Annotated in this window: 17 protein-coding genes; 4 read left to right on the top strand and 13 right to left on the bottom strand. The window is 70.1% G+C overall.

Annotation, left to right across the window (positions count from 1 at the left end; translation table 11 throughout):
- Positions 1-240: 240 nt before the first annotated feature.
- Positions 241-1,308 (top strand): hypothetical protein, encoded by a 1,068-nt coding sequence (locus IPK71_04385; GenBank protein MBK8212966.1) that lies wholly within the window; start codon positions 241-243, stop codon positions 1,306-1,308.
- A 16-nt stretch (positions 1,309-1,324) separates the two neighbouring features.
- Here the strand turns inward: IPK71_04385 and IPK71_04380 are convergent, their stop codons facing one another.
- Entirely contained in the window at positions 1,325-2,245 is a 921-nt protein-coding gene (locus tag IPK71_04380; GenBank protein ID MBK8212965.1) for a hypothetical protein, read from the bottom strand.
- A gap of 76 nt (positions 2,246-2,321) precedes the next feature.
- Positions 2,322-3,134 carry an enoyl-CoA hydratase/isomerase family protein gene (locus IPK71_04375; GenBank protein MBK8212964.1) on the bottom strand — a complete coding sequence of 271 codons (813 nt, stop codon included), beginning with the start codon at positions 3,132-3,134 and terminating at the stop codon, positions 2,322-2,324.
- A gap of 340 nt (positions 3,135-3,474) precedes the next feature.
- Here IPK71_04375 and IPK71_04370 point away from each other — a divergent pair, with 340 nt between their 5' ends.
- Positions 3,475-4,644, top strand: coding sequence for a hypothetical protein (locus tag IPK71_04370; GenBank protein MBK8212963.1), 1,170 nt, complete (start codon positions 3,475-3,477; stop codon positions 4,642-4,644).
- Between the two features lie 177 nt (positions 4,645-4,821).
- Here the strand turns inward: IPK71_04370 and IPK71_04365 are convergent, their stop codons facing one another.
- The 3 genes from IPK71_04365 to IPK71_04355 all read right to left on the bottom strand — a co-directional run bounded on the left by IPK71_04365 (position 4,822) and on the right by IPK71_04355 (position 7,185).
- Positions 4,822-5,403, bottom strand: coding sequence for a Fis family transcriptional regulator (locus IPK71_04365; GenBank protein ID MBK8212962.1), 582 nt, complete (start codon positions 5,401-5,403; stop codon positions 4,822-4,824).
- A gap of 18 nt (positions 5,404-5,421) precedes the next feature.
- Positions 5,422-6,186 (bottom strand): hypothetical protein, encoded by a 765-nt coding sequence (locus IPK71_04360; GenBank protein MBK8212961.1) that lies wholly within the window; start codon positions 6,184-6,186, stop codon positions 5,422-5,424.
- A 111-nt stretch (positions 6,187-6,297) separates the two neighbouring features.
- Positions 6,298-7,185: a hypothetical protein gene (locus IPK71_04355; protein ID MBK8212960.1), complete on the bottom strand. Its 888-nt coding sequence runs from the start codon at positions 7,183-7,185 to the stop codon at positions 6,298-6,300.
- A 134-nt stretch (positions 7,186-7,319) separates the two neighbouring features.
- On the opposite strand from IPK71_04355, the gene IPK71_04350 reads away from it, so the two are divergent.
- Positions 7,320-8,783 carry a hypothetical protein gene (locus tag IPK71_04350; GenBank protein MBK8212959.1) on the top strand — a complete coding sequence of 488 codons (1,464 nt, stop codon included), beginning with the start codon at positions 7,320-7,322 and terminating at the stop codon, positions 8,781-8,783.
- A 2-nt stretch (positions 8,784-8,785) separates the two neighbouring features.
- Positions 8,786-9,451, top strand: a complete 666-nt coding sequence (locus tag IPK71_04345; protein MBK8212958.1) for a hypothetical protein — start codon at positions 8,786-8,788, stop codon at positions 9,449-9,451.
- 2 nt (positions 9,452-9,453) lie between these two features.
- Here IPK71_04345 and IPK71_04340 read toward each other — a convergent pair whose 3' ends face one another.
- The 8 genes from IPK71_04340 to IPK71_04305 form a co-directional block, all read right to left on the bottom strand.
- Positions 9,454-10,158, bottom strand: coding sequence for a hypothetical protein (locus IPK71_04340; GenBank protein ID MBK8212957.1), 705 nt, complete (start codon positions 10,156-10,158; stop codon positions 9,454-9,456).
- A 51-nt stretch (positions 10,159-10,209) separates the two neighbouring features.
- Entirely contained in the window at positions 10,210-10,959 is a 750-nt protein-coding gene (locus IPK71_04335; protein MBK8212956.1) for a hypothetical protein, read from the bottom strand.
- A 20-nt stretch (positions 10,960-10,979) separates the two neighbouring features.
- On the bottom strand, positions 10,980-13,886 hold the full coding sequence (locus IPK71_04330) for a DUF3160 domain-containing protein (protein ID MBK8212955.1): 2,907 nt from the start codon (positions 13,884-13,886) through the stop codon (positions 10,980-10,982).
- A 63-nt stretch (positions 13,887-13,949) separates the two neighbouring features.
- The gene (locus IPK71_04325) at positions 13,950-14,279 is read right to left on the bottom strand and encodes a hypothetical protein (GenBank protein ID MBK8212954.1); all 330 of its coding nucleotides are present in this window, start codon (positions 14,277-14,279) and stop codon (positions 13,950-13,952) included.
- A gap of 49 nt (positions 14,280-14,328) precedes the next feature.
- A complete protein-coding gene (locus IPK71_04320; GenBank protein ID MBK8212953.1) occupies positions 14,329-15,240 on the bottom strand; it encodes a hypothetical protein in 912 nt (303 codons plus the stop codon).
- Entirely contained in the window at positions 15,237-15,806 is a 570-nt protein-coding gene (locus tag IPK71_04315; GenBank protein ID MBK8212952.1) for an OmpA family protein, read from the bottom strand. The genes IPK71_04320 and IPK71_04315 overlap by 4 nt, the downstream gene beginning before the upstream one ends.
- Before the next feature lie 34 nt (positions 15,807-15,840).
- Complete coding sequence (locus IPK71_04310) at positions 15,841-16,884, bottom strand: response regulator (protein MBK8212951.1); 1,044 nt, start codon at positions 16,882-16,884, stop codon at positions 15,841-15,843.
- Positions 16,881-17,633, bottom strand: coding sequence for an FprA family A-type flavoprotein (locus IPK71_04305; protein MBK8212950.1), 753 nt, complete (start codon positions 17,631-17,633; stop codon positions 16,881-16,883). Before IPK71_04305 ends, IPK71_04310 begins: the two co-directional genes overlap by 4 nt.
- Between the last annotated feature and the right edge of the window lie 5 nt (positions 17,634-17,638).

The raw sequence follows: 17,638 nt of genomic DNA, 5'->3' as shown, positions 1-17,638 counted from the left end.
AGCATGGCGCTCGTGGCGGCATGGCTCGGCGGTGCGGCGTGTGCCCCCGCGAGCTCGTCGCGTGTAGAGCCGCGGCCCGACCCGCTCCCATCCTCGGGCGATGCGTCCGCGTCGAGCGTCGATGGTGGCGCGCTACCGGAGGCCGGCCTCGACGCGTCGCTCCCTCTGGAGGGAGGTGCTCCCGAAGCAGGGCCATCCTCGGCTCCTCTCGGAAGTGGACGTGCTGCGTTCCCGCGAGGCGTGCGCAGCGTCGCCGTCGCAGGCTCGTCGGTCTGGGTCGTCGCGACCGACGGCGCGCTCTACGTGCGTGGAAAGAGCGTGCTGTTCGATCCGTCGGCAAAAAGTCGCGCGCCGATCGAGCACACCGACTTCTCCCGCGTCGAGGGCCTGCCCCCGTTGAGCGATGTTGCTGTTGGCGAGGGCCACGTGTGTGGGGTCACGCTCGAGGGGACCGTGGTGTGTTGGGGCAGCAATTTCGGCGGTGCGCTCGCGCGCTCGACCAACGTGAACGCGCAGACGCGCCTCCCCGTCGAGGTCGTCGCGGGCCTCTCCGGAGTGGTCTCGGTTCACACACGAAGGAGCTTCGTGGGGGTCGTCACGCGGAGCGGCGAGGTCTTCACGTGGGGCCTCCGGTGGGACACCTACCGGCAGACCGCCAAGCCCGAGAAGGTGCCCTTTCCCCGCCCCGTGCGCACGCTCGACCTCGGGGCCTCGCGCGGGTGCGCCGTCCTCGACGACGGTCGTGGGTACTGCTTCGGGCTCGTCCACGGGCGCATCTGGGACTACGGGCGCGCGCTCGATCACCAAGACCGCTCCGAGAGCCCGGGGTGGGAGCTCCAAGGCGTGCGCGATCTCGACGCGATCTCGGCGGGGAGCGATCACGGCTGCGCGGTGTCGAAGGGAGAGGTGTTCTGCTGGGGCGCCGGGGGCCACGGACAGCTCGGAAACGGCAAGCTCCTCGGGGGCGACACGCCGCGCCCACCCGACGGTGCGACGTTCTCCTACTACGAGCCGAAGCCCACGAAACTACCCGGTATTTCGGATGCTCGAGAGGTCCGTGTCGAGGGCTCGCGCACGTGCGTGCTGCGGGAGACCGGCGCCGTCGTGTGTTTCGGCGAGAACCGCGGCGGAGGCCTCGGCGTGGGGGATCGCAAGCCGCACGCGGCACCTGCCGAGGTGCCCGTGAGCGACGTCGTCGCGCTTTTGCCCTACGCGCCGTGCCACGTGCGAAGAGGTGGAGAGCTCCAGTGCCTCGACAAAGACAGGTTCACGAGTCTCGTCTCGAGCTGGCCTGCGCCTCGGCCGTAGCCGACGACCGTGATCCCTAGTTCCGTCGTGCGCGTCGCGAGCTCGCAGGTTCGTCGTCGTGCTCGTCGAGCCGAGCGGTCTCGTGCTCGTCTTCGGAGGGTGTCGAGACGCTCACGCGCACGGCCGAAGGCTCGTCGGCCACGCGCACGGAGGCGGACGTCGCAGGCGATTTCCCGAGGAGAAACGCGATCACGGGGCCGACGAAGGGCACGACCGACATCGCCGCGAGCCCCACCGCGCCCATGCCGAGCCAGTGCAAGGCGAGAGGGTTGCCCGTGGGCAAGAAGGGGTGTTGCCCGTGCAGCCACCCGAGCTCACGCGCGAACGGGAGCGTCCCGGCGAGGGACACGGCGCCCGCGATGGACGCGAAGAGGCCCCACGTTTTTCCCCGCGCGATGCCCGTGCTGCCTGCCGCGACCAGCGAGGCCGCCGCGAGCACGGCGGCCGATACGAGCCACGAGGCTTGTGGCGCGAGCCCGTACACGAGCGCACACGGCACCGACGCCGCGGCGAAGACGAGCGATGCCAGCACACGCCGTGGTTGGCCCTCGGTGCGGGTCGCGGCCGTCGCTCCCGTGAGCAGCATCGACGCCGCGAGGCCCGAACCGAAGAAGACCTTCGCCCCGAGGGTCATCGGCTCGGCTGGGTACCCGAAGCTCGAGAGCATGACGAGCGCCTCCAAGTTCAGCGCGACGCCCCACAAACCGAGCCCGAGCCCGAACCCACGTGCCCATCGTGCGCGCCGAGCGAGGGCGAGCGCCGTCACGAAGTAAGCCGTGCCGAGCGCGCCCCACGGGAGCCGCCACCCTGCGTCGTAGGCCGACATGGTGGCTCCGGTCAGTGTCATGAGCGCCGAGGCGACGAGCGCCGAGAGCCCCGCGACCGTCGCAGCCACGGCGCCCGGTCGCGATGCGCTGTCTGCCTCGCCTCGGCCCATCGACGAGAGCATAACCAAGCGCGCCCGGACACCGAAGGTGCGCGACGAAGGGCGCGAAATCCCCTGGCTTTCGGCCTCAGTCGGGCTTGATGGTCGGCGGCTCGGGCTCTTCGGGATCGGCGAACCTAGGCGTCCTTCGTTCGCGCACCGAGGCGAGGCCTTCGGCGAGGTCTTGGCCCTTGTAGCTCGTCGACTGGCAGCTCGCTTCGTGGTCGAGCGCGGCCTCGAGCAACACACGGTTCGGCGCGAGCGTGGCCTTGAGCTCGCGCACGGTGGCGGGGGACGAGTGCGCGATTTCGGCGGCGAGGGCCCACGCTCGCGCGAGCACGTCGGCCGAGGGGACAGCCTCGTTCGCGATGCCCCACGCGGCGGCCTCGACGCCCGAGAAGCGGCGCCCCGTGAGGAGGAGCTCGGAGGCTCGCAGCGCCCCCACGCGACGCTCGAGGAAGTAGGTGGTGCCCATGCCAGGGTACAGCCCGAGCCTCGCGAAGTTGCTCGCGAGCTTCGCGTCCTCGGCGCAAATGCACATGTCGCACGCGAGGGCCACGGAGAGGCCCGCGCCGATGGCCGGCCCGCGAACGGCGGCGATCGTGGGCACCTCGAGGTCGAGGATCGACAAGTAGCGCGCGTAGAACGCGAGCATGGTCGCCTTCGACTCTTCCTTCGTCACGTGGCGCAGGCGCTCGAGCATCGTCAAATCGCCGCCGCCCGAGAAGGCTTCACCCGCTCCGGTGAGGATCACGGCGCGCACGTCGCGCCGGGGCACGAGGGCACGCACCGCGTCGCGCAGGGCATCGCCGAGCTCGGGGGTCATGGCGTTCTTGCGGGGCTCGTCGTCCAGCACGAGCGTGGCGACCGAGTCCTCGACGAGCGTTCTCACCGTAGGCATGACGGCCTCGTCGCACGTTGCTCGCCTCTCGTCGAGACCAAAGCGGCTCGCGCGAGAGGTCGACGGGGTGGGTTGGACGCCGCGGAGCGCAAGTAGGAGGCGGTCCCACGCCATCCCACGAAAGTGCTCGGGCCCGAAAGCCGCCGCGCCGGAGCGCTTGTGCTCGGATAGCCCGCCGAGATACCTTCAAAAATTGGGGGTTTTTTCGAAAATCTACACCTCGCCGCGGAGACGTCCCATGACGGATCGACACAGGCAACCCCACCCCACTCTCGCTCCTGCTGCATCCCGGCCCACGCGCCGCTCCTCCCTCCGGCGGGCCTGCCTCGCCCTCCTGCTCGTGGCTCCCGCTTCGTCCCTCGCGTGTTGGAACCTGCCCACGTCGGACGCGGACGGGTACTTCGGGCTCGACGCCGCTCTCGACGGGGCTCTCGTCGATGCCCCCTCGCGTGCAGCCGATGGCGCGGCGCCGCCCGTCGATGGAAGGGCCCCCGATGCCTCTCTGCCCCTTGCGGATGCGTCGGCCGATGGTGCCCTCGACGCGAGCGGCGATGGGTCCGATGGGGCGGTCGACGCGACGGTCGACGGGAGCGTGGACGCGGGCCCGCTCGCCGTGCCCACCCTCGTCGGCTACGCGTACGACGGGAGCCGCACGACCACGTTCGAGTTCGCGACGAACGGGACGAACCTCGCGTTCGTGCTCGGGTCGAATGCGTACGTATGTCCGCTCCCCTGCTCCACGCCGGCGCGCGCGGGCAGCGCGGTCACGCTCGCGAACACGGCGGCCTCGAAGCCCGCGTCGTCGAACGTGATCGCCATCGACGGCGCGACGACGGCCTTCTTCCAATCGCCCACGTCGGACCTCGTCGCGTGGGATTTTGCCGCGGGCACGACGTCCGTGATGCGCTCGGGGCCCGTGACGGAGCTCTTCGTCTCGGGGCCTGCGCTCTATTTCCGCGCGCCGACGACGCGCCTCTTGCCCGTGCCCGTCACGACCACCGCGCCGCCGCGGGCCGAGTCTTCGCACCACGCGTTCGGCGGGGACCTCGTCGAGTTCTTGGGGAGTGGTGAGTTCGCACGCAACGGCGAGGCCATCCCGGGCGAAATGCAGCGTGATCACGACGTGTTCGTGTCGGCGCCCGCGAAGGGCTCGAGGCCCGCGCTGATCGTGGCGACCGTGCTCATCTCGGGCACACACAGGCTGCGGATCTGTCGTGGGGACTGCACGGGCTTCCGCGCGATGCGCCTCTCGGACGCGTCGGGCATCGACATGGTTCGTGATCTCGTGATCTCGGGCGACGCGCTCTACGTCACGAACGCGCTCGGCGTGTACCGCGCCTCCCTCGACGCCCTCTCGAACCCCGCCTCCGGCCCCGAGATCTTCACGCGCCTCACGACCCACGGCGGCGAGCGCCTTCGAGCTTCGGGCACCGCGCTCTACGTGTCTCGGGCCGAGCCTTCGTCCGACGGGGCGGGTACGGCGCAGGCGATTTATCGTGTAAATCCGTAGTGTTACGGCGGCGTTGTCGGGGCGGCCTGCGCGCCCCGGCGTGCGGCTCACGTAGGCCTCCCGTGCCGCCGCGGAGCTTCGAGTACCATGTCCTCGTGGGGGAGCGCCGCGCTCACGAGGACGGACGCGGCGCACCACGCTCGAGACGCATGTCGGACGCCGGGAGGCCGCGCCCGCTCAATATGGCTTCTTGCCCACGAAGTTGCCCGGGGGGCTGTAGTTGCAGACCCAGATCTCCCACGAGCCCTTGTTGCCGAAGGGGCTATTGGTCGTGCACGTCTTCTTCGCGCAGCCAAGGTGGGTCGTCGCCCCCCACACGACTTGCGTGTAGTGTCCACATACTCCGGAGCACTTGTTCGTCGCGTAGTCGTAGTCCGACACCTCGCTGGCCCAGCTCTTCACCACCTCGGCCGCGCTCGACGAGCCCGACGAGGCGTAGAGGTTTTCTCCGCGGGTGCCTCGGTCCTTGTTGTGCGAAAAGACGCACTTCTCGGCGTACGCGCGCGCCACGGCCGCGTCCTCCTCGGACCACGCGAGCTTGCCGAGCGGGCTCGCGGGTGCAGGGCTCACGCCCGCGCGCACCTCGTTGTGGGCGGCGACGATCCCCGCGAGCTCGGGATCGCTCGGCTCGGCCGGGGTCTCGCTCGAGCCCGTGGGGCCCGTGCCGCCCGGGTCCGTCGTGGTGGTCGTGACGGAGCACGCCGTGATCGCGACGAGGGTGCCGACGGTGAAGAGCGTGGAGAAGACGCGGGATCGCATGGTGAGCCTCGTTCGGGGTCAGCGCTTCGTGGCTTCGTAGTGACCAGGTTCTTGGGGCGAGCCGGCGCCGGCCGCCGTGCGCGTGTGGGTGAGCTTGTTCCCCGTGACGCAGTAGGAGTACTGGTCGCCGTCGCTCGTGGTGAGCGTGTCTCCGCTCGTGGTGAACGTGGTGCCCGACTTGTCGGCGCCGATCCCGAACGCGATGCGGCAGTCGCACCCGCCGCCCGCGGCCGTGCACGAGACGTTCGAGACCATGCCGCCGCTGCCCTGGCGGATCGCGAGTGCGACGAGGTTGCAGTTCCCGTTCGCCTGCGCGACACACTCGGCCGGGAGCAAGACGGGCGCCGTGAGCGTGGCCTCGGCGGTGCGAGTCACCTTGTTGCCCGCGAACGTGATGCGGCCCGCCATGTTGCCCGTCACGGTGCCGGTCGTGGCGGTGGGGCACTGGCGGCGAATCTCCGCCGTGAACCGGTCGAGGTCGGCCGAGGGGATGCACCCGGCGGTGTAGTCCCACGTGCCCTCGAGCGTACCGCCGCACGGGGGGGTCTCGGTGCAGGCCCCGGTGACCACGCTGAACGGGGTGGGCGCAGGGAGCGTGGGTGCAGCGTCGGGTGCGCCGGTGCCCGTGCTGGTTCCCGTCGCCGTGCTGGTGCCCGTGGTCGTCGCGGTGGCCGTCGGAGCATCCGCGGTGCCGGCGTCCGTGGGCACCTCGTCGGTCTTCCCGGAGCACGCGGCGAAGCCGAGGGTGACGGCGGGGATGGCGAGCAAGAACCAACGTTTCATGAGGAAGCTCCGGGAGAGAAGTGAATCTCGAACGATGGCACGGAAGGCCGGGGTGGTCACGCGCACACCATCACACCTCGCTCCCCCGAGAGGTCTCGAGATGGTCTCGGTTCAGTTCGGGGTGCGTGTGTATTTTACAACGTTCACCACGCCACCGTCGGTGGGCTCTACCGCGTAGAAACCGGTCGGGTGCGCGCCGATGATGGGGCCGGTCAGCTTCGGTTTCACCTCGAGGCGAGCCAGCGCCATCGAGAACCCTGCGTCGGAGTCTGCCCGCGAATGCACGATGACGAAGCTCGGGTCGTCGGCGCTTCGGTACAGCTCCTTCTGCGAGGGGCTTACGGCGAAGGGGGCTTGAAGCACCGTGCCGGCGAGCGTGAGCACGCCCGCGCCGAACCTTACCTCGTTGTTTCCGCTCACGATGCCCTCGACGATCGTCGACGTCGGTGGCGTGCTCGACGTTCTCGCGAAATAGAGCCTCGTCCCGGACGCCGTAAGCGCGGTCGCGATCTCCCGGTTCAGGTCCACATTTCCGATGACGATGGTGCCGTCGTCCTTCAGGCTCAGCCCGATGAGACCGTTCGCCGCGCCGCTGCCACCACCCGCGGGAGCCATCGCGAGGCCGTGGTTCGGTTGCTCCATCGACCACGTGGTCCCGGCGCCTACCTCGCGCGCGTCGTTCGAGCTCGGGGGCAGATAGAAGACTCGCGGAGTTGGCGCCTCGATGGTGGCATAGGCCACGGCTTTCGGGGCATTTGGCACCACCGTCGTCCCGACGAAGTAGGGCGGCGGGCCGTTCGCGTCTGGAGGAGCGGCTGCGTCGACGGGGGTGGTGCTCGCGTCTGCCTTCGGGAGCGGTGGGCCCGCGCTCGTCGTGGTGGCCGTGGTCGACGCGTCGGTCGAGGGCTCACCGTCGGCTCCGAACTCGGTGCAGTGCACGAGCAGAGATGCCGCGGGGCCCGTCACGGCGAGCGCAAAGAGAGCCCGTCGATACCACATACACGTACGATACCTTATGCAAGGCGCGTGTGCATGGGCTCGTGTTTGCGTGCTTTTTCGAGGCGGAACCCTGACCAACGGCGCTCCTGTGCCTTACGGTGGTGCGAGCCGTGACTACCCCCGCCCCCACGTTCTTGGCCGTGCCCGAGGCGACGCGTGTGCTCGAAAAAGCCCTCGCCGCGCCCTCGATCGCGGTCACCGTGGCCGACGCCGCGGCGAAGAGCGGCCTCGCCCTGCGTGACGCCGAGCGTGGTCTCACGGCCCTCGTGAGCGAGTACCGCGGGCACCTCCGCGTGAGCGAAGAGGGCGACCTCGTCTACGTCTTCCCGGCGGGTTTCACCAAGCCATGGGAGGCGGGCGACGCCGTGCGCTCAGGCCTCCGCAAGGTGAAGCGCGCTGCGGCCGGTGTCGCGCGGTTCGTGGTTCGCGCGTGGCTCACCATCGCCATCTTCGCCTACGTGGCCACGTTCCTCGCGGTGCTGCTCGGCCTTACGCTCGCCAAGCAAGGCGATCGCGACGGTCTCCCGGGGGCGTCTCTCTTCGGCGCGCTCTTTCGTGTGCTCGCCGACGCCCTCTTTTGGACGTTCCACCCCTTCTCGCCGCTCGCGATCGAGCCGTACGGCGCAGGCTACGCACGTGCGCGCCGCCCCCGCGACGAGACGCCCTTCTACGAGAAGGTGAACCGCTTCGTCTTCGGTCCGCCTCCTCCCGCCGAAGACCCTCGTGAGAGCGAGCGCCGCATCGTGGCCGAGATCCGCGCCAAAAAAGGCCGCGTGGGCCTCGCCGACGTCATGCGGGTCACGGGCCTCTCGCGCACCGAGGCCGACGGCATCATGGCGCGCCTCATGCTCGACTACGACGGAGACGTGAGCGTGTCCGAAGCGGGCGGCATCGTGTACCGCTTCCCGGCCCTTCGAAAGACCGCCGACGACGGCCCCTCCCCACGCGCCCCCGAGCCCGTGTGGGACCGCCGAGAAGCCGTGCCCCCGCTCACGGGCAACGGCGGTGGTGCGAACTTCCTCATCGCCGCGCTGAACGCGTTCAACCTCGGCATGGCGGGCTTCGCGCTCTCGGCGAACCTCACGCTCGCGCGCCTCTACAACATCTGGGAGATGGTGCGCCACCCCGAGCTCGACATCGCGCCGCTCGGGTACGACGGTGTGCCCATCGTGCTCGGGCTCGTGCCGCTCGTGATGTCGCTCGCCGTGTTCGTGCTGCCCGTCGTGCGCGCGCTCGGTCGGCCTCTCGCGGAGCGCGCGGTCGCCAAAGAAAACGGCCGTCGTGCGTTGCTCCGCGAGGTGCTCGAGGCCACGCGGAAAGGCGAGGGTGTCTCGGCCTCGCGCCTCCGCGCGGCGTGGTCGCGCGCGTCCGGTGGGCCGGTCGACGACGCGGAGCTCACGCGCGTGGTCGTGGAGCTCGGTGGTGACGTCGACCTCGAGGCCGCCGAGAAGGTGCGTGTCGCCGATCCTTCAGCAGATCCGGTACGTTACCGCTTCGCCGAGCTCGAGCTCGAGGCCGAGGCCGTCGACGAGGAGCGCGCGTTCGCGAAGGAGTCGGAGCGGAAGGTCGGCAAGGTCGTGTTCACCTCGGAGGACTAGGAATGGAAGCGTATCCGGTCGCGCCGACCAGGCCTCGTCGTCGCCGCTTCGTCGTGCGTCGTCGCGTGATGCGGAGCTTCGTACGGATGACCGTCGTCGCGGCCACGGTGGCGCTGGCGAGCGAGGTGTACGCCGCGACGCCCTCGAAGGGGGCCGAGGGTGTCGTCTGGTGGGACCCTGCGACCTGGCACGGCGCGGACGATCAAGAAGACGCTCCCGCGCCCACGCCGTCCACGTCCGCAGCGCCTACCGAGAGTGAGGCCCTTCGGTCGCCGAGCGTCGCGGCCTCCAACGCGAGGGGTATGGCGGGGCTCATGGTGGTCGTGGGCCTCGTGCTCGCGGGGGTCGCGTGGGCGAAGTATCGCGCGCGGCCCGAGGCGGTCTTCCTGTCCGAGCTGCGCGCGCCCGTCGGGAAGGTGCTGCTCGGGTATGCGATCGACTCCGAGGTGGAGCGCGACGCCGATACGGTCGTCTTTCGAGCGACACACGTGGCCTCGGGAGCGCCGGTGCGGGTGTGCCTCGTCCGCCCCGAGCACGTCGCGGATCGAGCGCGCGCGGCGGCCCATGACGAGCGTGCCCGCGCGTGGGCCATCGATTCCCGTCCGGGGCGAAGGGTGCGTGAGGTGCTGCGCGAACGAGGCGAGATCGTGATCGTGCTCGAGGCGTGACGTCAGTCGACCTCGAAACAATAGAGGTGGCGCGCTTCGCTGCACGGCCCCTCGCTCGAGAGGAGCCATTTGGTCAGCGAGGCGGCGTCGCCAAAGGTCGAGGACATGGCCGAGGACGCCGACGACCAATTGTTGCAGTTTGCAGGTGCATCGAAGCCAGTCCACGCCTTCGCGAAGAGGACCTGCAATCCTCCATCTTCCTGGCCGTTCGCGTGCCGCAAGATCGGCACGAGCGGGATCGTCCTCGGCGCCGTGAATACCCGGATGGGGCCCGCAGGGGTCGGCATGGCATACGCGCGCGGAGGGTTCCCCGCGGGCGCGACACGATCCCAGGGCCGCTCGTCGTCCGTGTTCACGAGCGCCTTGAACGTGAGCGTCGCGCCGAGCACGCGCCCCTCGTCGGTGCAGAGAGCGTCGGCGCCGGATGGGCCGACCCTTCCCCCGCTCGCGATCCTCCCGGTGGTGGTCTTTTCGGAGAAGAACACCCAGCGGTCTCTCGGCCCCGCGTCGACGCTGGCGTCAGGGGCGCCTGCCTCCGAGACCGAGATCGCGTCGGTGGTCGCGTCGACGGTCGCGCCGGCTTCCGGTGCCGGAGGGGGGGACGCGTCGGTCGGTTGCTCGCCTTCTCCGGCGATGCCGAACGCCCCGGAGCAGCCCGCCATGGCTCCGAGGACGAGGCCACCTACCCATGTCGAAACGACGCGCATCGGACCCCCAAGCTTCCGCGATCGCGCGAGTCTTGTCGACGTTTCCGCGAATCAGTCGACCTCGAAGCAGTAGACGTGGCGCTCTTCGACGCACGTGCCCGAGCCCGCCGAGAGCCACTTCGTGAGCGAGCCGACGTTGCCGAACGAGGTGTCCGTGCTCGAGGTCGCGGTCCAACTTCGGCAATTTCCGCCCGTGTCGGCGCCTGTCCACGCCGTCTCCGTCGACAGCACGCCCGAGAGCCGCGAGCCCTCGGCCGTGCGATCGAACGCCACGGCAGGGGCCGCGCCGGGGCCCGAGAGGATCTGAACCGGTCCGGTGGGCGACGGCATCGCGTACGGCTTGGGTGACGTCGGCGCGACGCGATCCCATGGCCGCTGCGCCCCCGAGTGGAGCAGCGCCTTGAAGACCTTCCCGGGTGCGAGCGTCTTGCCCTCCGACGTGCAGATCGCGTCGGCTGCCTCGAGCCCTTGCTTCGGCGGGAGCACGCCTGCCTGGATGGCACCGGACGTCTTACCTTTCGACACGAACGCCCACCGGAACGTGCGGCCCGCGTCGGCCGCGTCGATCGGCGCGCTGTCGACGGCACCCGCGTCGCGCACGACGGGCTCACCCGGATCTCCGGGATCACCTGGATCACCGGGAGGGGACGTCACTGGATCGTCGATGGCGGGCTCCGACTCCGACATGCCCGCGGCCGAGAAGGGCCCGGAGCACCCGATCGCGCCGAGGCCGGAGGGCGCCGCGGCGACCATCACGAGAGCCCACTTCCACGTCCCCTCGAAGCCGATCGTCCGTCCCATGGGCTCCGGCACTGCACGTCTCATTCCGGAGCGCGTCGGGCCTTCGTGGACACCCGCAGCGCGCCGCGCCCGAAGGCACCGAGGTTCTCGTAGGCCTGGCGCTCCGGGATGCGCGTCGGCTGGTACGCGGGGTCGAGGCCGGTGAGCGTGTGGTACACGCTGGGGCCGAGTGTGACATCGTAGGCGTCGATCGCGACGCCGTCCTCCACGTGCGCCGGCACATGGACTCGGAGGCCTGCGTAGCGGCTCGTGCGGCTCGGCGTGCCGCCGCCGTAGAACGCGAGGGCGTCGCCCGCTGGTTTCGGAGGAAGTGGCTCGTCGTCGAAGGCCAAGGTCACGCCCGTCGGCGAGAGCGTGACGTTCGCGACGGCGCTCGCCGGATCTCCGTGATGATCGGTGGCCCACGCCGTGACACCCTCGATGCGTGTCGCGGCGCGGAGGTAGGCGCGTGTCGTGCTCTCGTCGCACGATGTCACGACCGTGCCGTCGATCGAGGGCTCCCTGGCGAGAGGCGCCGTGTAGAGCGCACGCCACGGCGCCTCGTGCGGTTTCGACACGGCGGACTCGTCGGTCCAGCGGGCCTCTTGGAGGCTCGGCCTCGCCTCGTAGCCGGTCGCCACCGGGCCCACCATCACCCTCGGCTCGCCGCCGGTGTCGACGACGAAGAGACCCAGACGCGGCATCTCGGCGCCGACGTCGAGCACGTAGCGGTAGTGAGCGTTGGTCGCGATTTCACCCACGAAATCGGCGCTCTGCTCCGCGAGCTTGCCCCGGTCCGTGAACAGATCGAAGTACCAACCGCCGCGCTTCGGCGGGCCGTGCGAGTCGCCGCCATAGCCGCCCTCCGGCTCGTACTCGGTGATCATGCCGAGGTACCGGCGCTCGTCGGCCGTGAGGGCGCGGCCCTCGAGCTCGTGTTTCGTGATCGTGACGAGCGTGCGGAGCACCGCGAGCGTCCTGTCGAAGAACTGGCGTGTGGCGGCGTCTCGTGTGCCGAGCGCGCGGCCTCGCTCGGCGTAGGTCACGAGGGCCTCGTACACGGGGAGCTGCGGCTCGACGTACGCGTCGGGGATCTCGCAGCCGTACGAGTCGTACGAGGAGCCGCTCATGAGCACGAAGTTGTGCCGGATTTGCGCGTAGCCCACGAGCGCCGAGCCGAGCCGGAGCGCCGCGTGCGCCTTCGACTCGTAGAACGACGGCGCGATCCCGCGAGGTGCGTCTCCGAGCGCGAGCACCGCCGACATCCATGCGTCATACAACGATGTGCCGGCGCGCGCTTCGGCGCGGAGCTTCGGGGCGAGCGTGAGGCCCGCCGTTAGGGCCGAAGCTTCGGTCGCGGCGAGGCTCGGGTTCCAGGTACGTGCGTCGTGACCGAGCAGCCCACCGAACGCCGAGCCCGTGAGCTTGCCCGGATACGCGGCCCGCATGACCTGACCGACGGGGTCGAGATCGGGAGGCGTGCGCGCGCCGAGCAGCGTGGCGATGGCGGGGAGCCGACCGTCGTGATCCCCTGGAAATACGGGCATCGGATGCGTAACTGCCGTGCGCTTCCACCCTTCGCCGATCGCGGCCGCGAGGCGCTGGGGCCCGTCCGAAGCGAGGAGCGCGCCGCGGCCCACGAGCGCGCCGAGCTTCGCGATCGGGACGTCGTCGCGTTTGCCTCCGAAGGTGGAGTACACGGTCTCGAAACGATCGAGCGTGGGCCGCACCCCGGCGCGCTCGACGAGCTCGGCCAAGAGGAGCGCCGCCTGGGCCTCGCGAGGCGTCTCGGTAGTCGTGCACTCTGCACCGATCGGCGTGGAGCTCTGGCACCCCCGGGTCACGAGGTTCCACTCGTGCTTCGAGAGCCACGTCATGACCTGGTAGTAGCTCGCCCACCCGAGGTGCTTCTTCGAGGGGTCGGCGTAGTCGTCCGAGTGGTAGCCGGCGTAGTGCCCGGCGGGCTCGAGCTTGGACGCGTCGATGGTGCGCCTTCGCCCGTACATGTCGACCTCGACGAGGCCGGCGCCCGCCGCGCGGAGCTGGGAGACGATGCCTTCGGCTTCGCGGTCGACGCGCCCGAGCACGCTCGGCGCGGTGCTCGGATCGTCGGTCATGAGCTTCGACGCGATGGTGAGGTAGAGGTCGACGTCGTGCGCCGCAGGTGACTGAGGCATCCCGCGCAAGGCGGCGCGAAGGCGCGTGACGAGGCTCTCCACCGCGCCCTTGAGCTCCGCGCGCTCGATGCCCTCGAGCAGCGCGTCCTCCGATTTGAACACCGCGTGGAGAATGGAATCGGCCGTCACGTAGAGCGGGAGCTGCTCTTGGAAGACGTCGTGGTACGCGGCCACGTACGTGTGAACGGCCTTGCGGTCGAGCACGACGAACCCGTTTCGCTCGAGCATCGTGCGCTCCGGGCCCGTGAGGCCAAAATGCGAGACGACCTTGTCGAGGTACTTCGGCGCGCGCTTTCGGTCCCACGGCGCACCGGGTACGGGGGCCGGAGGCGGCGGAGGCGACGAGAGCGACGACGTGCCGGAGAGACGGGGAATGGGCGCCGGGCTCCCTCCCGAGCGGACCGCGCGTGCTGCGGCCTCGATGTTCGAGTCGGCGACGAAGCAGGTGTCGCCCGGGGTCGGTGGATAGTCGTACCGGTCGGCGAACCCGCAGCTCCCGGGTTTCCCGGTCGTCTCGTCTTTGCAGAGGCCGTCGGGGCGCGTGAACGGGCGCGCGCCCGCGCGGGAAGCGACCTTCGTGGCCGGGAGCGTGCAGACCGTGGACCCCTCGGGGAGCTCCGCGAGCTTGGCCGAGGTCGTCGCGTCGGGGCTGCCTGCGTCTCCCGAGACGACGAGCGGGCGAGGAGTCGCGGCTCCTTCGAGAGGCGGCGCGGGTGTGCAGTGCGCGAGGGCGAGCGCGGCGAGCACGACGAAGAGCGAAAGCTTTCGCATGCCTCTTCGTCGGTCCACGCGGCCGAGGTGTGACATGATGTGGAACATCTTGAAAGGGTTGGGTTATTCGTCGGATGGAGTTGGGGGAGACAGGGGCGCGGGGCGTTTGTGGCTCGCCTCGGCGACCACGATCGCGGCGAAGAACCCGATCACGATCGCGACGAGCCCGGCGCTGACCGCGAGCCCCGCCGACGCGAGCTTCGAGCGGAGCGGGAGCCACGGGAGCCCACCGCCGAGCCCGGTCGCGACCACCCCGAAGACGGCGTAGGTGACGAGCGCCGGTGTCGCCGCGCGTCCACTGAAGCCGTTCAGCGCGACGAGCAGGACGAACCCCGCGACGATGACCGACAAAGCGACGAGGGCCGCCACCCCGAGCGAGATCACGATCTTCATGGTCGTGATCGAGTGGACAGGACGCGCTACCCGACGTCGCGCGAAATCGTCACGAGAGCTCGCGGCGGCCCAATACTCGCTCGAGAGGCAGGAGCGCCGGATCGAGGGCGCCCGGGCCGAGGGCCTTCCCGCGGGACACGGCGCTCAGGGTGAAACGTGTCTCTCCGACCGAGAAAATGCGGTGCAGGGTGACGCGGTTCGTCTCGTCGAGGACCACGCACGAGAGCGGCCGCGGCAAGCTCGCGCGCTCCGATCGCTCGGCGAGCGTCACGAAGAACGCCGCGGTCCCCGAGAGGCCGTCCACGTCCACGGCGCCGTCGCTCGCGGCGAGGGGGAGCCCGGCTTCGTCGCTCAGCACGACCGAAGCGAAGCCCGCTTTGGTCGCGATCGCGTCGAGGAGCGCCGGGAGCTCGCCGAGGCTCCCCCGCGCGACGTGGATCGTCGACAGCTCGTGCCCGACGCGGTCGTTCTCGAGCAGCGGCTCGAGGGCCTCGTCGATCACGCGGCGCACGTCGTGGGCCTCGTCTCCGCGCTGGGCGAGGAGCGGCGCCAGCACGGTCCTAAGTCGCTCCTCGACGTGGCTCGAGTCCTCCGAGCGCCGCGCCACCTCGCCGAGGAGGCCACGCACCTCGGAGCGGAACGCCTCGTTCGTGCGCTCGCGGGACGAGAGGGTGTCGAGCACGCTCTTCATTTCGTGCCGCAGCACCTCGACCCCTGCGTCGTTCCGTGCGGCGCCCAACAACGGGGCGATCACTTGCTCGAGCTCGCCGCGGAGGCTCCCGCGCTTCTCGGGCGCGCGAGTGGCATCGGCTTCGAGGCGAGCGATGCGGTTGGTGTGGGATACGACCTCGTCGCGGAGGGCGTCGCGCGCGGCCTTCCCGCGCCGCGCGCCGAACGCGTAGCCCGCGGCCCAGAGTGACATCGTGGCGACGAGGATCAGGGCGACGAGGGGCAAGGTCATGGGCGGGTGATCTCTTCGGGTGGGCAGGTTTCCCCCTTGGTGACGACGACGACACGCCGGTTCCACGACGCGTCCGGCGGCGCCTCGTCGGCGGGCCAGAACGAGCCGAACGACCGCGTGGTGACCCGAGCGCGCGGGACCTTCTCCTTCTCGAGGATCGACCGCACGGCGTACGCGCGCTCGCGGGAGAGCTTGAGGTTCGTCTCTTCGGAGCCGCTCGTGTCGGCGTGCCCGTCGACGACCAAAGAGACCTCGGGGTGCGTGGCGGCCCAGGCTCCGAGCGCGCGTAGCCTCGGCTCCATCGTGCGATCGGGCCACCCCGAGCCGCGCGCGAACGTCACGACGACGGGCGCACACGTCGACTTCGACTTCGGGGCCTCGGCTGCCGGGGCGACGACGGGCGGTGCGGGCTCGGGGCGTGGAAGAGCCGGCGAGACCTGCGGGAGAGGCGCGACGATCGGGGGAGCGGACGAGGTAGTAGGGTGTGGGCGCCGCCACTCGGACGACGCCCCGAGCGCGCTCGCCACGCCGATCGCCGTGAGCGCCCAGCCGACGAACGGGGGCAAGTCTTCCCCGGGACGGAGAACCGTGGGCCCGGGCTCACGAGAACCCCATCGCCTTCAGGCGCTCGAGGTTGGCGATCACGCGGCGATCGTCGGGGCGGGCGACGGAGGCCTCGCGAAACGCCGCGAGGGCTTTTGCATAGTCCTTTGCGAGCAGAGCATCGACGCCACGCTCGAACGACTCGGCGAACCCGGGCGCGCGCGGGGCGACCGGCATCTTGGGCGGAGGCGCGCTTCCTCGTGGCGGCCGGGTGGAGGCGCGCGGAGGCGGGCGCGTGGACGGGTGTGCGGTCGCGCGGGTCGGAGCCACGGGGGGCCGTGAAGCGCGGCGTGCGCCCGCGTCGGCGAGCACGTCTCCCCACCCGTCGTCGACGACGCCCGACGGCTCGTTCGCGCGCTCGGCCTCGTCGTGCTCGCGCATCACGTCGAGGAGGATGCTCTCGGCGCTGCCATGGATGTTTCGCTCGGGCACCTCGGTGGCCTTGGGCAACGTGCGGCACGACACCTGGGCCGTGCCGAGGAACACGAGCCTGCGGAACGCGTCCATGCCCTTGCCAAGCTTGTCCTCGGCGCTCCACACCTCGCCTCGGACGATCACGATCCGCGCCCGGCCGACGGCGGACGACACCTCGATGACCACCGAGTGTCGCCCGAGCGCGGCGAGCTGCACGTAGTCGGGGACGCCGAACGGTGAAGGCGCGGATTTGTCGGCGAGGTCCAGCTTTCGCTCGACGACACCGCGCAACACCTCGAGAGGAACGGGTTTTTCGTACACCTCGAAGTCTCCTCTCTCGGGCAAGTGGTGCTTGAACTTCCCCACGTACGCCGACACGAACACCACCGGCGCGGGAATGCCGAGCCGGCCGAGCTCCGTCGCGACCTCGACGCCGAGCCCGTCGGGCAGGGAGAGGTCGGAGATCACGAGGGCCGGGGCCGGCGACGTCGCGAGTGCCGCTTTGGCCTCGGTCACCGTCCCCACGTCGACCACCTCGAGGCCCGGGAGCTTCGAGAGCCCACGGACCATCGATTTACGGAGCGCCTCTTCGTCCTCGAGCAAGAGGACGCGGTGTGGGCCGGTCATGGCTGCGCGTAGAGCTCGTCGACCAGGTCGACGCCGCACTCCAGGTTCTCGCACCACGAGATGAACCGCTCGACCATGGGTTTTCCCCGGAAGAGCGCGCCGTGCTGGGGGGCGATGAGCTCGATGTCGAGCCCACGCACGATCTTGGCCCACGCGCGCATGGCGCGGTTTCCGGACATGTACCGCCGGTGGAAGCCCGCGATGTACTGCTCGTGGGCGTCGAAGTCGGTGACCTCGCGATAGTCCTGCCCGACCGAGGCCCCGAGATCGCCCGAATAGAGGATCTTGGATACCGGGTCGTACACCTGAAAGTTGCCAGGCGAATGGAGGAAGTGCGCCGGGATGACCCGCATCTCGCTCGCACCGAGCGGGAGCTTAGTGCCCGAGTCGGGGATACCGAGGAGGCGTGACTCGACGAGGCGGTCGAGCCCGAAGTGGGCGACGAAACGGATCCAGAGCTTCGACACGTGAGCGGTCGCGTCCGTCGTCATGAGCCAGCCGTTCACTGCGGCGACGATGTCCGGATCTTGGTGCGACAAGAAGATGGTGGTGAGCTTGGCTTTGCCGAGGAGCCCGGTCGTGGCCGCGAGCACCTTGGAGTAAATCTTGTGTCCACCCGGGTCGAGGATCATGCCATTGCCCGAGTCGATGATGACGTGCTGATTGGCCTGTACGGCGAGGCCTCCGCTGAAATCCTCGAGGAGCACGTTCTTGTGGTTTCCGTCGTCGAAGAGAACGATGTGGGACATGGTCG

Source organism: Myxococcales bacterium, from assembly GCA_016712525.1.
Classification (GTDB): Bacteria; Myxococcota_A; Polyangia; order Polyangiales; family Polyangiaceae; genus JAAFHV01.
Note: the sequence above shows the minus strand (reverse complement) of the source record. Positions and strands in the feature narration are given on the sequence as shown.

What these genes read in the sequence shown, in the direction of transcription:
- IPK71_04380 (MBK8212965.1), bottom strand. Translation starts at nt 2,245, where the DNA reads ATGGGCCGAGGCGAGGCAGACAGCGCATCGCGACCGGGCGCCGTGGCT.
- IPK71_04375 (MBK8212964.1), bottom strand. Translation starts at nt 3,134, where the DNA reads ATGCCTACGGTGAGAACGCTCGTCGAGGACTCGGTCGCCACGCTCGTG.
- IPK71_04365 (MBK8212962.1), bottom strand. Translation starts at nt 5,403, where the DNA reads ATGCGATCCCGCGTCTTCTCCACGCTCTTCACCGTCGGCACCCTCGTC.
- IPK71_04360 (MBK8212961.1), bottom strand. Translation starts at nt 6,186, where the DNA reads ATGAAACGTTGGTTCTTGCTCGCCATCCCCGCCGTCACCCTCGGCTTC.
- IPK71_04355 (MBK8212960.1), bottom strand. Translation starts at nt 7,185, where the DNA reads ATGTGGTATCGACGGGCTCTCTTTGCGCTCGCCGTGACGGGCCCCGCG.
- IPK71_04345 (MBK8212958.1), top strand. Translation starts at nt 8,786, where the DNA reads ATGGAAGCGTATCCGGTCGCGCCGACCAGGCCTCGTCGTCGCCGCTTC.
- IPK71_04340 (MBK8212957.1), bottom strand. Translation starts at nt 10,158, where the DNA reads ATGCGCGTCGTTTCGACATGGGTAGGTGGCCTCGTCCTCGGAGCCATG.
- IPK71_04335 (MBK8212956.1), bottom strand. Translation starts at nt 10,959, where the DNA reads ATGGGACGGACGATCGGCTTCGAGGGGACGTGGAAGTGGGCTCTCGTG.
- IPK71_04330 (MBK8212955.1), bottom strand. Translation starts at nt 13,886, where the DNA reads ATGCGAAAGCTTTCGCTCTTCGTCGTGCTCGCCGCGCTCGCCCTCGCG.
- IPK71_04325 (MBK8212954.1), bottom strand. Translation starts at nt 14,279, where the DNA reads ATGAAGATCGTGATCTCGCTCGGGGTGGCGGCCCTCGTCGCTTTGTCG.
- IPK71_04320 (MBK8212953.1), bottom strand. Translation starts at nt 15,240, where the DNA reads ATGACCTTGCCCCTCGTCGCCCTGATCCTCGTCGCCACGATGTCACTC.
- IPK71_04310 (MBK8212951.1), bottom strand. Translation starts at nt 16,884, where the DNA reads ATGACCGGCCCACACCGCGTCCTCTTGCTCGAGGACGAAGAGGCGCTC.
- IPK71_04305 (MBK8212950.1), bottom strand. Translation starts at nt 17,633, where the DNA reads ATGTCCCACATCGTTCTCTTCGACGACGGAAACCACAAGAACGTGCTC.